Origin of the sequence: Streptomyces sp. NPDC102437 (genome assembly GCF_044765565.1) — a bacterium.
GTDB lineage: Bacteria > Actinomycetota > Actinomycetes > Streptomycetales > Streptomycetaceae > Streptomyces.
In genome coordinates this window covers 1-13,939 of sequence record NZ_JBIWKI010000044.1, presented here as the reverse complement: position 1 = coordinate 13,939, position 13,939 = coordinate 1, and the positions used below count along the sequence as shown (strand labels likewise).

The following is a 13,939-nucleotide window of genomic DNA, read 5'->3' as shown; positions in this document are numbered from 1 at the left end:
CTTACGGTTCTCCCCGTACCGATGTACCGATGCGCCGACGCACGGGTCGGCGCAGACGCACGCACTCGCACGCTCACGAAGGAGAGGGCCCGCCCCATGGCCGACACGGCCGCCGCACGCCTCGTCACCACGCTCGCCGCACCGCTGGACCGCGCGCAGAACACGGCGGACGCCCCGCAGCTGCTGCACTGGCCAGACGCGGAACCCACGCCCGGTGACGGGCCGCGGGCAGTCGGCCGACGCCTGCTCGTCCAGCGCGGCGACACCGAACTCGTCGCCGTCGACCCCGGCGCCCCGGACGCGGCGCCGGTCCGCTTCCCCGCGCCCTGGCCCCGCGACTTCGGCACCTTCACGGTGGCGCCGCGCGGCGACCTCGCGGTCTTCGCCGGGGTACACGCGGTGCGCGCGGTGGATCCCACGGGGGCGGTGCGCTGGGAGGTGCGGCACGGCTGCTGGGACGGCAGCTGCCGCATGCTCCACAGCGCGTACGAGGAGTACGCGGCCGACCGCCGGCATCTGTACGCGGACAGCGGGTCGGCCGTGTTCTCCGCGGACGGTGCACTGGTCTGGGCCCACATCCGCGGGCCGGTCGCCGCGTCCGGACCCGATCCCGAGGCACTGGACGAGTGGCTGGTCATCGACGCCGCCGACGGGCGGGTGCTCGGCCGGGCGGAGACCGAGACGGTGGCGGCCGGTTCCGATCACGTCCCGCATCCCGACCCTGCCCGGATGGGGTTGAGCGTCGGCGAGGGCCAGGACGGGGTGCCGCTGCGGTGGGGCCGGTGGGACGGCGAGAAGCTCTCCGTCGAGCAGTTCTGCAACGACGAACGGATCCTGACGGGGGTGAGCCCCTCGGGGGACCGCTTCGTGACGGTGACCCATTACGAGGAGATGCTCGGCGTGCACCGGATCGAGGACGGTTCCGTACTCGCCGAACTCGCCACCGAGCACGCCGTCCCCCGCCACCCCGAGGCGGATCCCGACGACCAGGACGCCGACGAGACGCTCTGGGACTACGAGTGCGGCTTCCTCGACGAGGAGACCGTCATCGCCGGGACGGCGGAGCGGGACGAGGAGTACGGCGAGCCGCGCCACTGGCTGGTGAGCACGGCCGGGGCGGAAATGCGGGTGGCCGCGCAGGTCACGTACCCGTTCCCGATATCCGGCGCGCCCACGGCGCTCGGCGACGGCACCTGGTACACGGTGTCGGGGTCGGGCGACGCAGTGCATGTGTGGAGCCGGTAGACCGGCCGAACAGTCGATGGCTGAATCACTGGCCGAATCATTGGCCGATGAAAGATCTCCAGCCGGCCCGGCTGGACGAACGCGCGATTCTGGTGGACGCCGGGGGCGTCGTGGACGGCGTGCTCACCAGGCTGGACGGCCTCCCGGATGCCCCGGAGGGCGGGTCCCCGGCCCCCCGCCCTCCGGCCGCCGAGGTCAGGCGAGGGGAGGCCGCCAGCCGGGATCCCGGCCGGTCAGAGCGAGCACCTCGTCGAACGGGCCGGCCCCGTCCGGCACAGGGTGCGGCTCGCCGAACACCTTCGCCTCCCTGGCCATCGGGGCCATCGAGGCCAGCGCGGTACCGATCTCGCCCAGTACGGACTCGTCCGGGGTGAACTCCTGGCCGGTGGCCCGCGCCAGGTCCCAGGCGTGGACGGTCAGATCGCCCAGCACCATGTTCCCGACGGTCCTGGCCGGAAGCCCCATGGCCCCCGTGGTCCCCTCGTCCGCGCCGGGCACGGCCCAGGCCGCCACCAGTTTGGCCGCCTCCTCGCCGAAGCGGGTCCGCCAGTCCCCGGTGACGACGTCCGGCGCCGTACCGAAGTCGGCCTCCTGCCTGGCCGCCAGGGCCTGGAAGTTGACGATCACTTGGAAGAGGTGGTTGATCAGGGCCCGTACGTCGTACTCCGCGCACGGCGTGGGCGCGCCGAGGCTGTTGTCGTCGATCCCGTCCAGCACGGCCACGGCCGGTCCGACGGCCGAATCCAGCAACTCACTGATCTTCGTCATCGTTCGACGATGCACGACCGGGCGGACGGGCGCTTGAAGAAACGCGACATCGCCCCCCACCCCGGCGGCCCGCGGATCATAGGATCGCCGCCATGGCCGGTCCTCGACGCGACACCCGGGGCATCGTCGACGCCCCCGAACTCTTCGCCCAGGTACGTTTCCGCCGCCGTGAACCCGCCGCCGAGCTACGGCCTTACATCGACAACTACTGGCTCATCGACTGGGACCTGTCCCAGCCGTACGCCTCCCATGTGGTGCCGCACCCGTCCGTGAACCTGGTCTTCCAGCGGTTCGAGCAGGACGACGGCACGGCCCGGCCCGGCCCCGCCGGGTTCGTGGAGGTCTCGGGCATCGGGCTGGAGCTCTTCACGCAGAAGCTGGAGCGCCGGGGACGGGTCTGCGGGGTGAAGTTCCGGCCCGGCGGCTTCCGGCCGTTCGCACCGGACCGGCCGGTCTCGGAATGGACGGGGCGGCGGCTCCCCGCCGACGAGGTGTTCACCCCGCCCGCTCCGGCCTCCGACATCCTCGGCCCGGCGGACGAGGATGCTCGGGTGGCGGCGCTCGACCGGTATCTGCTGGCGCTCGGCCCGGAACCCGACCCGCAGGCCGAGCGCGCGACGGCCCTGGCCGACCTGGTGCGCACGGACCGCACGGTGCGCCGCGTCGACGAACTCGCCCGCGCGGCGGGGCTGTCGCCGCGCTCGCTCCAGCGGCTCTTCGCCGCGTACGTCGGCGTCGGCCCCAAGTGGGTCATCCTCCGCTACCGCATCCACGAGGCGCTGGAGCGGGCCGAGTCGGACCCACGGGTGGACTGGGCGGCACTCGCGGCGGAGCTCGGTTACAGCGACCAGGCCCATCTGATCAGGGACTTCACCGCCACGGTCGGCGTGCCCCCGACGGCATTCGCGCCGCACTGACGCCGGGTGTCAGTGCGGCGTCCTACAGTTCCGGTATGGAACGCACCGCTTCGTCGTCCGTACGGATCGAGGCCTGGTCGGATGCCGATCTGGAGCTGCTCCGCCGTGCCAACGCGCCCGAGTTGATGGACCACTTGGGCGGCCCCGAGACCGAGGAACAACTCCTGGCGCGTCACGAGCGCTACGTGAAGCTCAGCGCGGACCGCGCGGGCCGGGGCAGGATGTTCCGCATCGCCCTGACGGACGGGGACGGCGCCGTGGGCACGATCGGCTTCTGGGAGCGAACCTGGCAGGGCCAGGAGGTGTACGAGACGGGGTGGGCCGTCCTCCCCGAATTCCAGGGGCTGGGCATCGCCACGGCCGCGACGACGGCCGTCGCCGAGCAGGCCCGCGCCGAGCGCAAGCACCGTTTCCTGCACGCCTATCCGTCCGTGGGGAACGGCGCGTCGAACGCGGTGTGCCGCAAGGCGGGCTTCACCCTCCTCGGCGAGTGCGACTTCGAGTACCCGCCCGGCCATGCGCTGCTGACGAACGACTGGCGGCTCGACCTCGAAAACGTTTGACGGACCGGTCCCACCCCTGGATATTTATCTGCGTCACGCAGCTTATTCGCGACACAGCCATATTTGCCATGCCTGTGGATCTGCCGTGGCCGCAGATCTGCCATGCCTGTGGGTCTGCTGGGGCCGCAGATCTGCCATGCCCGCGGATCCACGGTTCTGCCCTATCCGCACCTGCAGAGGGGACTCCTCCACCATGCTCACTCTCGTCACCGGATGCCGGGGCCGTATCGGCTCCACGCTCGTCTCGCTGCTGCACAGCGACGGCCACGCCGTCCGCGCCGCCTCGCGCACCCCCGAAGACCTCGCCGCCACAGCCACCGCACTGCCCGCCGGTGTACCCGTCGTGGCCTGCGACCTCGGCGATCCGGCCACCTTCGGGGCCGCTCTCGACGGCGTCGATTCCGTCTTCCTCTACGCCGAGCCGTCCGGCATCGACGCCTTCCTGTCGGCGGCCGGGGCGGCCGGGGTCGGCCACATCGTGCTGCTCTCCTCCAGCTCGGTCCTGGCCCCGGACGCCCAGGACAACCCGATCGCCGCCTCCCACCACGCGGTGGAGCAGGCTCTGCTCGCCTCACCCCTCACCACGACGCTGCTGCGCCCGGGGGCCTTCGCCGGCAACGCGTACCAGTGGGCGCAGTCGGTACGGGCCCACGGCACCGTCGACCTCCCGTACCCCAACAGCCACACCAGCCCCATCGACGCGACAGACATCGCCGAGGCCGCCCTCGCCGTGCTCACCGACCCTCGCCTCCAGGGCGAGGCATACCACCTGACCGGCCCCGAATCGCTCACCGCCGCCGAGCAGGTCGGCCTGCTGGCGGCGGCATCCGGGCGCCCCATCGCCATCAACACCGTGACCGGGGCGGCCTGGAAGAAGTCCGTCGCCGGCTTCGTGCCCGAGGCGTTCGCCGACGCGCTGCTCGCGTACACGGCCGCTTCGGACGGCATCCCGGACGAGGTGACCGGCGATGTCGAGAAGCTGACCGGCCACCCGGCCCGCACCTTCGCCGCCTGGGCCGAGGAGAACGCCGCCGCCTTCCGCCCCTGAGCCTTCGCCCGCCGGGTACGCGTCCGGCTCACCCCGACAACCGAAACCCCCTGGCTGGCGCACCCGGCCGATGACATCCTGGCGGAGTGAACGGACCGGAGATCCACCTCGAAGTCGCCCCCGAGCTGCGGCTCTTCGTCGCGCATGAACGCCGCCGGGGGCGCACGGCCGTGACCACGGACGGCGCCTCCACTCTCGGCCATGTCGTGGAATCGCTCGGCATCCCGCTCACCGAGGCCGGACAGATCCTGGTCGACGGCCGGTCCGTACCGGTCTCGCACATCCCGGGAGCCGGTGAACTGGTCGAGGTGCGTGCCGTGGAACGCCCCCAGCAGGTCCCGGGCGCGCCCTTGCGGTTCCTGCTCGACGTGCACCTCGGCACGCTCGCCCGGCGGCTGCGGCTGCTGGGGGTCGATGCGGCGTACGAGAGCGAGGACATCGGCGACCCCGCGCTGGCCGCCCGGTCGGCACAGGAGCGGCGCGTACTGCTGTCACGGGACCGCGGGCTGCTGCACCGGCGGGAGATCTGGGCCGGGGCCTACGTCTACAGCGACCGCCCGGAGGAGCAACTCCGCGATGTGCTGGAGCGGTTCGCCCCGCGCCTCGCGCCCTGGACCAGGTGCACCGCCTGCAACGGCCCGCTGAAGGAGGCCGACAAGGACACGGTCAGTAACCAGTTGGAACACGGCACCCGGCGCTCCTACGACGTCTTCGCGCAGTGCACGGAGTGCGACCGCGTCTACTGGCGGGGCGCCCACCACTCGCGTCTGGAAGCGATCGTCACGAAGGCCCTCCAGGAATTCGCGCCCACATCGACGGACGGCGCGTAGACCCGGCGTCGGCCGTCACGTACCACCGTGGGCCTGCCGCAATGCCTCGACCTGCAGTGCGCTCAGCTCGACCGTCCGCCGCATGTGGGCGATGAGCAGGGCCACTTCTTCGTCTTCGTACGCCTCGAACATCGCCGCCCAGGCCCCGTTCAGCCGCTCCCACACCGCACCGATCTCCGCCATCCGCTCCGGCACGGTCGCGACGAGCACCCGTCGGCGGTCGGCGGTGTCCCGCTCGCGCCTCACGTACCCGACCCGCTCCAGCCGGTCGACCAGCCGGGTCGCCGATCCCGTGGTCAGCCCGGTCAGCTCCGCGATGCGGCCCGTGGTGACCGGTCCCGACTCCAGGCCGAGCAGGTTGAGGCACTGGAGATCGGTCGGGTGGAGCCGCAGATGGTCCGCGACGGCCTGGTTGAAGAGCGCGTAGGCGGCCATGTAGCGGCGTGACTCGACGGTCAGCTCGGCCATCAGCGCACTGCGGCCGGGCTGCGACTTCTGCGACATGCAGAGAGTGTACGAAGCAGACAACGCCCGACCGCCCGGCCGAACCGGCCCCGTCGAACCGACTCCGGTCGAGCCGGCCTCCGCCTGACCTGCCCCGGCCTGATCGACCCGGCCCGGCCTGACCCGGCCTGCCCGCTCGGGCTACGGCTTCTCGGCGGTCAGGTAGCGCTGGACGGTGGGCGCGAGCCAGGCGATCACTTCCTCGCGCGACATCTCGACCGCGGGCCCGAACCGAAGCACGTAGCGCGCGAGGGCCATCCCCAGTATCTGCGAGGCGACGAGCGCCGCACGGTGGGCCGCTTCGGCCGGGACGGGGCAGACCCCGGTCGTGATCGCGCCGATCTGCTCGGCGAAGATCGCCCTCATTCGCTCCGCGCCCGCTTCGTTGGTGACGCTGACCCTGAGCATGCCCGTGAGGACGCCGTCGCCCTCCCAGCGGTCCAGGAAATGCCCGACGAGCACCGCGCCCACGTGCTTGCCCGGCATCGCCCCCAGGTCGGGTATCCGCAGGTCGATCGCTGAGGCGGCGACGAAAAGCCCCTCCTTGTTGCCGTAGTAGCGCATGACCATCGACGGGTCGATGTTCGCGTCACGGGCGATGGCACGAATGGTGGCGCGCTCGTACCCGTCGGCGGCGAACCGCTCGCGCGCGGCATCGAGGATCGCGGCCTTGGTGGCGTCCGAACGGCGGGGCGCGGCGACGGGCTCTGTCATGCCAACAACTGTAGGCCAACATCCGTTGACATGCCAGTCGCATCGGAGCTACCGTTGCCAACAAGCGTTGACCAACGTCCGTTGACCAACATGCGTTGACCGACACACGTCGGCGCAAAGGTGACAGCTGATGGACGGGCCCAGGAGGCAGCCATGACCACCACCCCGAGCACCGCACCCGAGACCGTCGACGTACTCATCGTGGGCGCGGGCCCCACCGGCCTGCTGCTGGCGGGGGATCTCGCCGCCCAGGGCGTCTCCGTCACGCTCGTGGAGCGCCGCCCGAGCCGGACCAGCAACATGACGCGCGCCTTCGCCGTGCACGCGCGCACGCTCGAACTGCTCGACAGCCGCGGCCTGGCCGACGAGCTGATCAGGACGGGCACCCCCCTCACCGACCTGCGCTTCTTCGGGAAGCTCTCGCTCGACCTCTCCCGGCTGCACACGCGCTTCCCGTTCGTGCTGATCACCCCGCAGTACGAGGTGGAGCGCCTGCTGGAGCGCCGGGCCCGCACCGCCGGCGTCCGCTTCCGGCACGACACGGAGCTGACCACGCTCCACCAGAGCCCCGGATCGCAATCCGTCACCGCCGAACTGCGCGAGCCGGACGGCAGCCGGACGACCCTCACCGCCCGCTACCTCGTCGGCACCGACGGGATGCGCAGCCCCGTGCGCCATGCGCTCGGGCTCCCCTTCCCCGGCAAATCCGTGATCCGGTCGATCGTCCTCGCCGACGTCCGGCTCGCCGAGAAGCCCTCCGACATCCTGACGGTCAGCGGTGGCGGAGACGCCTTCGCCTTCATCGCCCCCTTCGGCGACGGCTGGTACCGCGTGATGGGGTGGCACCGCGCGCGCCAGGCCGCCGACAGCGACCCCGTCGACCTCGACGAGCTGCGCGAGATCTGCCGCGTCGCCCTCGGCTCCGACTTCGGCATGCACGACGCCCGCTGGATCTCCCGCTTCCACAGCGACGAACGCCAGGTGCCGTCCTACCGGACCGGTCGGGTCTTCCTCGCCGGGGACGCCGCCCACGTCCACTCCCCGGCGGGCGGCCAGGGCATGAACACCGGCCTCCAGGACGCCGCGAACCTCTCCTGGAAGCTCGCCGCCGCACTGCGGGGGCACACGGCCGACCCGGAGGCGCTCCTCGACAGCTATCACACCGAACGGCACCCGGTCGGCGCGACCGTGCTCCGCACCAGCGGCGCGCTCGTCCGCCTCGCCATGGCCCGCACCGCGCTCCAGCGGACGGTCAGGACCACAGCGGCCAGGACACTGTCCACCATCCGGCCGGCCTCCGACAAGGCCATCGGCATGGTCTCCGGCATCGCCATCGCCTACCGGGCCCCGCGCGGCGCGCACCCGCTGACCGCGAAGCGTGCCCCCGACCTGAGCCTGCGCGAGGGCCGCCTGCACCAGCTGTTGCGCGACGGCACGTTCGTCCTGGTCACCCCCACCGGCGCCGCCACTCCGGCATCACCGGCCCCGCTGGTGCACGCCCACTGGCAGGGCGACCGCACCACCACCCTGCTCGTCCGCCCCGACGGCTACATCGCCTGGGCGAGCGACCACCCCGACCCGGCGGCCCTGCAGGCCGCACTCACTCGATGAGCCCGGCGCCCACCCCGCCGGCCCCGATGAGCGCCCCACGGACCCCGCCGGCCCCGACGAGCGTGGGTCCCGCCTCACCGGCCCCGCCGGCCAGGGCTCAGAACACGTACTCGTCCCCGGTGGCCGGAGCCAGCACCTCGTGGTCGTTGTTCCCGGGGTTCCGGTCGCTCGCTCCGCCGTTCCACAGCGTGTCGACCCGCACGACGACCTCGTCCAGCCGTGCCGCAAGCCGCAGTTCGAGGGCGAGCCGCCGCTCCTGTGCCCCGTCGGCGCGCAGGCCGCCGGTCCGGCACAGCACGGTCCGCCGGTCGGCCTGCAGACAGCTCTGCTGAAGTTCCTGCCGTCCGGCGAGCGCCACCGATGTCCGCACCCGCACGGTCACACCTGCCAGGTTCGACGGGCCGTGGTTCTCGGTCCGCACCCGGACCTTGAGCCCCGCCCCCCACAGCACGACATGCCCGTGGTGTGCCACATCGGCCTCAGGCGCAATGACCGCGAAGGGGCCGGGAAGACCCGAGGGCGCAGCGACCGCGGCTCCCGCCCCAGCCCCCGCCACCAGCACCACGCTCCCGGCCAGCATCGCCGTCGCGGAGACGGCCCGTGCAGCTCTATGCGTCACTAGCATGTCCCGAAGATACAGATCGCCCCGAATCATCCTTATTTACCGACCCGTTCGGCGCGCCTTGCTCCTCTCCTCACATGGCAGCCTTGCCCCATGTCGATCGCCCGATCCGTTGCTCTGTTCGTCGTCGCCGCGCTTTTCGAGATCGGGGGCGCCTGGCTGGTCTGGCAGGGCGTGCGTGAGCACCGGGGCTGGGTCTGGATCGGGGCGGGCGTCATCGCGCTGGGTGCCTACGGCTTCGTCGCCACACTCCAGCCGGACGGCGAGTTCGGCCGCATCCTCGCGGCGTACGGCGGGGTCTTCGTCGCCGGTTCGATCGCCTGGGGCATGGTCGCCGACGGCTACCGTCCCGACCGCTGGGACGTGATCGGGGCCCTGATCTGCCTGGCCGGCATGGCGGTCATCATGTACGCCCCTCGCAACCCCTGACCTCGCACCACTCCACCCCGCCGTGCCCCGCAGCGCCTCGCCCCAGCGCACCCCGCGCCGCCCGGCTCCACCCCGTACCCGCCTATCCTGACCCCCGTACCGATCAGCTGTCCGAGGAGTCCGCCATGGCCGCCACCCCGATCGCCGTCATCACCGGAGCGAGCAGCGGCATCGGCGCCGCGACCGCCCGACAGCTCGCCGCCGCCGGCTACCGCGTCGTGGTGACCGCCCGCCGCAAGGACCGCATCGAGGCGCTCGCCGCCGAGATCAACGAGGCGGGCCACCAGGCCACGGCCTACGAGCTGGACGTCACCGACCGCGATGCGGTGAACGAGTTCGCCACGGCGTTCCGCACCCTCGCCGTCCTCGTCAACAACGCGGGAGGCGCGCTCGGGGCAGACCCCGTCGCCAGCGGCGACCCTGCGGACTGGCGCCAGATGTACGAGACCAACGTCATCGGCACGCTCAACGTCACCCAGGCACTGCTCCCCGCCCTCACCGCGAGCGGCGACGGCACGGTGGTGATCCTGTCCTCCACCGCGGGCCTCTCCACGTACGAGGGCGGCGGTGGTTACGTGGCCGCCAAGCACGGCGAGCACGTCCTGGCCGAGACGCTGCGCCTGGAGATCGTCGGCACCCCGGTCCGCGTCATCGAGGTCGCCCCCGGCATGGTCAAGACCGAGGAGTTCGCCACCACCCGCTTCCGCGGCGACGCCGAGAAGGCTGCCAAGGTGTACGCGGGCGTCGACGCCCCCCTCACCGCGGACGACGTGGCCGACACCATCTCCTGGGCCGTCACCCGGCCCAGCCACGTCAACATCGACCTCCTGGTCGTCCGCCCCCGCGCCCAGGCCTCCAACTCCAAGGTCCACCGCACCGCCTGACCGGACCGGCCTCGACCAGGCCGGACCGGACCGACCCCACCCGACCCCGACCGACCCGACCGGACTGAACCGGAAGCGGGCAGACAGGAAGGGGCCCGGGACACCCCACCCGCGTCCCCGGCCCCTTCGTCCGCCCGTGCCCGAAGGCCTGGCTTCAGCCCTTCACGCACACGATCTGCTTGAGCTTGGCGACGACCTCCACCAGGTCCCGCTGCTGCTCGATGACCTTCTCGATCGGCTTGTACGCGGCCGGGATCTCGTCCACGACACCGGAGTCCTTACGGCACTCCACGCCCCGCGTCTGATCCTCCAGGTCGCGCGTCGAGAAGCGCCGCTTCGCGGCGTTCCGGCTCATCTTCCGGCCGGCCCCGTGCGAGGCCGAGTTGAAGGACTTCTCGTTCCCGAGCCCCTTCACGATGTACGAACCGGTGCCCATCGAACCCGGGATGATCCCGAAGTCCCCGGAACCCGCGCGGATCGCACCCTTCCGCGTGACCAGCAGGTCCATTCCCTCGTACCGCTCCTCCGCCACGTAGTTGTGGTGGCAGGAGATGACCGGCTCGAAGGTCACCTTGGCCTTCTTGAACTCCTTGCGGACCACGTTCTGGAAGAGCGCCATCATGATGGCCCGGTTGTGCTTCGCGTACTCCTGCGCCCAGAACAGGTCGTTCCGGTACGCCGCCATTTCCGGGGTGTCGGCGATGAAGACCGCCAGGTCCCGGTCGATCAGGTCCTGGTTGTGCGGCAGCTTCTGCGCCTGCCCGATGTGGAAGTCGGCCAGTTCCTTGCCGATGTTCCGCGATCCGGAGTGCAGCATCAGCCAGACCGAACCCGCCTCGTCGAGGCAGAACTCGATGAAGTGGTTACCCGATCCGAGCGTCCCCATCTGCTTCGTGGCACGTTCCTGACGGAACTTGACCGCATCGGCCACTCCGTCGAACCGTCCCCAGAAGTCGTCCCAGCCCGGCGCCCGGAAGCCGTACAGCCGGTCGGGCTCCACGGCCTCGTCATGCATGCCCCGGCCCACCGGAATGGCCTGCTCGATCCTCGACCGCAGCCCGGACAGGTCGCCCGGCAGGTCATTGGCCGTCAGCGAGGTCTTCACCGCGGACATTCCGCAGCCGATGTCCACGCCGACCGCCGCCGGGCAGACCGCGCCGTGCATCGCGATCACCGAACCGACCGTCGCGCCCTTGCCGAAATGGACGTCCGGCATGACGGCGAGACCCTTGATCCAGGGCAGCGTGGCAACATTGCGCAGCTGCTGCATCGCGACGTCCTCGACCGAGGCCGGGTCGGCCCACATGCGGATGGGAACCTTCGCCCCCGACACCTCTACATACGACATAGTTCCTCGATTCCCCCGAAAAGCCTGAAAGCGCAAAACCGGTGCCAAGGTCGGCAAATAAGTCGGCCGACCGGCATTCACAGCGGCGCGTGCGATACACATTGTGTCCACCGGTCGCCATCGGGCGGCAACCGTTTTTCGCACGAAGGGAGCCCAGGACCGTGCGACGAATGGCCTACGTCACCGGCACCGCGCTACTGGCAGCGTTCGTCGTCGGCTGCAGCGCCGACACCGGAACCGGTGGTTCCGCAGCTGACAGCAAGTCCGGCACGGAAACCGTCGCCGCCGCGGCCCCCGGCAAGTACCGCACTCTTCCCGAGCCGTGCCGCGCCGTCGAGTCATCGACGCTGAAGGACCTGCTCCCGGGCGCCGCCGAACTCGCCGAGGACCAGCAGAGAAAGGTCTACGAGGGCACCGCCACCGTCACCTACGACACCGACCGCCGGGTCGGCTGCCGCTGGAAGTCCGAGGGCTCCTCCTCCTCGCACAGCCTGTTCATCGACTTCGAGCGCGTCGTGTCCTACGACCCCGCGGTGAGCGACGACGACCGCGCCCGCGAGGTGTACACGAGGAAGGAGACCGCCGCCGGCCTCTCCTCCCCCTCCGCGACCCCCGACGCCACGGAGAGCGCGGAGAGCGGCGACGGCAAGGGCGAGAAGAAGCAGACGCCCCCAGCCGGCTCCGACGAAGCCTCCGGCGACACGTCCGGCGACACCTCCGAATCCACCTCGCACTCCCTGACCGGCCCCACCCCCGACGGCAAGAGCACCGACGACGAGAACACCGACGACGGCGCAGGAACCCCGGACGAGAGCCTTCAGCCACGCATCCTCGACGACCTCGGCGACAGTGCATTTCTGGACGATCTGCTCACCCGGGCAGGTTCCACCGCACAACACCGCACGGTGAAGGTGGTATTCCGCACATCGAATGTCATCGTGACTGTCGAGTACACCGAGCAGCCGGCCGTATCCACCGCCGTCCCCGACAGCAAGGAACTGCAGGAGAAGGCCCAGGCACTGGCCCGGAAGCTGGTCGACGAGTTCAGCGAATGACCCCGCCCCGGGCGCCCCTGACCGAGGCCGCCCGCGGCCACCGGGTCCCCGGCCGAGGCGGCATCCGGTCGCAGTCCGTCGTACCGTGGCCCTCCGGAAAACCCTCCGGAACAGCTTCCGGGACACCCTCCGGAACCCGGCCGACCACCCGCCCGGCCACCCACCCGGCCACCCGACCGCCTGGCAGCCCGCCCGCCGCGCCACCCGAGTGAAGGAACCATGCACCGTTCAGCCCCGCGACTCTCCCGCATACTCGCCTGCGCCGCCGTACCGGTGATGCTCGTCGTCGCCGGCTGCTCGTCGGACTCCGACGGCGACAAGAAGGATTCGGGCTCGCCCGCCTCGTCCGCGGCGCCGAGCGCGAGCAAGAAGGCGGAACCGACCGTCGAGCCGGCGAAATTCGTCCAACTGCCCGACGCGTGCAAGTCGATCACCAAGAAGACGGTCACGTCCCTGGTTCCCTCGGCGAAGTCGAAGAACGGCACGGCCACCAAGTCCAGCGACCTCACTTCACGCGCGGGCTGCTCCTGGAACGGCCTCGACGACAACGGCGTGAAGGGCTCCCAGTACCGCTGGCTCGACGTCGGCTTCACCCGCTTCGACTCGGACCAGGCCCTGGGCAGCGGCGCCAAGCGCGCACAGCAGGACTTCGCGAAGCAGGTCGACAAGGCGAAGACGGCCGACGGCGCCAAGAAGGTCGCCGAAACGCCCGCCGGCGGCATCGGGGACCAGGCCACCACGGTCACCTACGACCTCACCAAGACCAGCGAGGACTTCAAGTACGCGACGGTCGTGGCCCGTACGGAGAACGTCGTCATCACCCTCACCTACAACGGCGCGGGCTACGCGGGCGCGAAGACCCCCTCCGCCGACGACATCCGGAAGGGCGCCGAGAAGGCGGCCAAGGAAGCGGTGGCCGCAGTCGCCGCCGACAAGGACTCCGGCTCGACCGCGCCGAGCCAGAAGGCCACCGACAAGGCGGACGACTCCAAGTCCTCGGACAGCGGGTCCGACGACCGCAAGAAGTCGACGGACAGGAAGACCTCCGCCCGCAAGTCGTCCGTCAAGAAGACGAGCTAGCAACCCCCGGACCGGCCCGGCGAACGAGCCGGCCACACACCCGGCCCGGCCCGGCGGACCAGTCGGCGACGCCCCGGCACAAAAGCGGCTTCAAGAAGCCCGGTACTCCCCCGAGTACCGGGCTTCGCCCCTCCCCGCGCAACGCCCCGCGCCCTCGTGTGCCAGGCTGTGCCCGCCAGAAGTCGGAGCACGACGCCAGAACATGACGTCTCATACGGGAGAACGGGGAGGGAAAGCGGGTGGCCGCGATGCAGCTGACACGCACCCACCGGATACTCATCGGTCTCGTGGTCGCCGGAGCGGTGCTCATCGCCGCGATCG

The 13,939-nt window shown here is 71.1% G+C and carries 15 protein-coding genes; 10 read left to right on the top strand and 5 right to left on the bottom strand.

Annotation, left to right across the window (positions count from 1 at the left end; genetic code table 11):
- Positions 1–96: 96 nt before the first annotated feature.
- On the top strand, positions 97–1,245 hold the full coding sequence (locus ACIRJP_RS34875; RefSeq protein ID WP_404183222.1) for a hypothetical protein: 1,149 nt from the start codon (positions 97–99) through the stop codon (positions 1,243–1,245).
- A 195-nt stretch (positions 1,246–1,440) separates the two neighbouring features.
- Here the strand turns inward: ACIRJP_RS34875 and ACIRJP_RS34870 are convergent, their stop codons facing one another.
- Positions 1,441–2,013, bottom strand: coding sequence for a TIGR03086 family metal-binding protein (locus ACIRJP_RS34870; RefSeq protein WP_404183219.1), 573 nt, complete (start codon positions 2,011–2,013; stop codon positions 1,441–1,443).
- Positions 2,014–2,105: 92 nt separating this feature from the next.
- Here ACIRJP_RS34870 and ACIRJP_RS34865 point away from each other — a divergent pair, with 92 nt between their 5' ends.
- The 4 genes from ACIRJP_RS34865 (at position 2,106) to ACIRJP_RS34850 (ending at position 5,371) form a co-directional block, all read left to right on the top strand.
- On the top strand, positions 2,106–2,930 hold the full coding sequence (locus ACIRJP_RS34865; RefSeq protein WP_404183216.1) for a DUF6597 domain-containing transcriptional factor: 825 nt from the start codon (positions 2,106–2,108) through the stop codon (positions 2,928–2,930).
- 35 nt (positions 2,931–2,965) lie between these two features.
- Complete coding sequence (locus ACIRJP_RS34860) at positions 2,966–3,493, top strand: GNAT family N-acetyltransferase (protein ID WP_404183213.1); 528 nt, start codon at positions 2,966–2,968, stop codon at positions 3,491–3,493.
- 193 nt (positions 3,494–3,686) lie between these two features.
- Complete coding sequence (locus ACIRJP_RS34855) at positions 3,687–4,541, top strand: NAD(P)H-binding protein (RefSeq protein WP_404183210.1); 855 nt, start codon at positions 3,687–3,689, stop codon at positions 4,539–4,541.
- Between the two features lie 86 nt (positions 4,542–4,627).
- Positions 4,628–5,371, top strand: a complete 744-nt coding sequence (locus ACIRJP_RS34850) for a Mut7-C RNAse domain-containing protein (RefSeq protein WP_404183207.1) — start codon at positions 4,628–4,630, stop codon at positions 5,369–5,371.
- A gap of 15 nt (positions 5,372–5,386) precedes the next feature.
- Here the strand turns inward: ACIRJP_RS34850 and ACIRJP_RS34845 are convergent, their stop codons facing one another.
- Both ACIRJP_RS34845 and ACIRJP_RS34840 read right to left on the bottom strand, forming a co-directional pair.
- Complete coding sequence (locus tag ACIRJP_RS34845) at positions 5,387–5,875, bottom strand: MarR family winged helix-turn-helix transcriptional regulator (RefSeq protein WP_404183204.1); 489 nt, start codon at positions 5,873–5,875, stop codon at positions 5,387–5,389.
- Between the two features lie 141 nt (positions 5,876–6,016).
- Complete coding sequence (locus ACIRJP_RS34840; protein WP_404183201.1) at positions 6,017–6,589, bottom strand: TetR family transcriptional regulator; 573 nt, start codon at positions 6,587–6,589, stop codon at positions 6,017–6,019.
- 153 nt (positions 6,590–6,742) lie between these two features.
- On the opposite strand from ACIRJP_RS34840, the gene ACIRJP_RS34835 reads away from it, so the two are divergent.
- Complete coding sequence (locus ACIRJP_RS34835; RefSeq protein WP_404183198.1) at positions 6,743–8,200, top strand: FAD-dependent monooxygenase; 1,458 nt, start codon at positions 6,743–6,745, stop codon at positions 8,198–8,200.
- Positions 8,201–8,297: 97 nt separating this feature from the next.
- On the opposite strand, the gene ACIRJP_RS34830 is transcribed toward ACIRJP_RS34835, so the two are convergent.
- Positions 8,298–8,825, bottom strand: coding sequence for a hypothetical protein (locus ACIRJP_RS34830; RefSeq protein ID WP_404183195.1), 528 nt, complete (start codon positions 8,823–8,825; stop codon positions 8,298–8,300).
- A gap of 90 nt (positions 8,826–8,915) precedes the next feature.
- Between ACIRJP_RS34830 and ACIRJP_RS34825 the strand changes: the two genes are divergently transcribed.
- A complete protein-coding gene (locus ACIRJP_RS34825; RefSeq protein ID WP_404183192.1) occupies positions 8,916–9,251 on the top strand; it encodes a YnfA family protein in 336 nt (111 codons plus the stop codon).
- Between the two features lie 125 nt (positions 9,252–9,376).
- Positions 9,377–10,135 carry an SDR family NAD(P)-dependent oxidoreductase gene (locus ACIRJP_RS34820; RefSeq protein ID WP_124722672.1) on the top strand — a complete coding sequence of 253 codons (759 nt, stop codon included), beginning with the start codon at positions 9,377–9,379 and terminating at the stop codon, positions 10,133–10,135.
- A gap of 154 nt (positions 10,136–10,289) precedes the next feature.
- Here the strand turns inward: ACIRJP_RS34820 and ACIRJP_RS34815 are convergent, their stop codons facing one another.
- Positions 10,290–11,483 (bottom strand): RtcB family protein, encoded by a 1,194-nt coding sequence (locus tag ACIRJP_RS34815; protein WP_404183189.1) that lies wholly within the window; start codon positions 11,481–11,483, stop codon positions 10,290–10,292.
- Positions 11,484–11,653: 170 nt separating this feature from the next.
- On the opposite strand from ACIRJP_RS34815, the gene ACIRJP_RS34810 reads away from it, so the two are divergent.
- Together ACIRJP_RS34810 and ACIRJP_RS34805 are read left to right on the top strand one after the other, a co-directional pair.
- Entirely contained in the window at positions 11,654–12,538 is an 885-nt protein-coding gene (locus tag ACIRJP_RS34810; RefSeq protein WP_404183186.1) for a DUF3558 domain-containing protein, read from the top strand.
- A 219-nt stretch (positions 12,539–12,757) separates the two neighbouring features.
- On the top strand, positions 12,758–13,618 hold the full coding sequence (locus ACIRJP_RS34805; RefSeq protein ID WP_404183183.1) for a DUF3558 family protein: 861 nt from the start codon (positions 12,758–12,760) through the stop codon (positions 13,616–13,618).
- Positions 13,619–13,939: the final 321 nt, after the last annotated feature.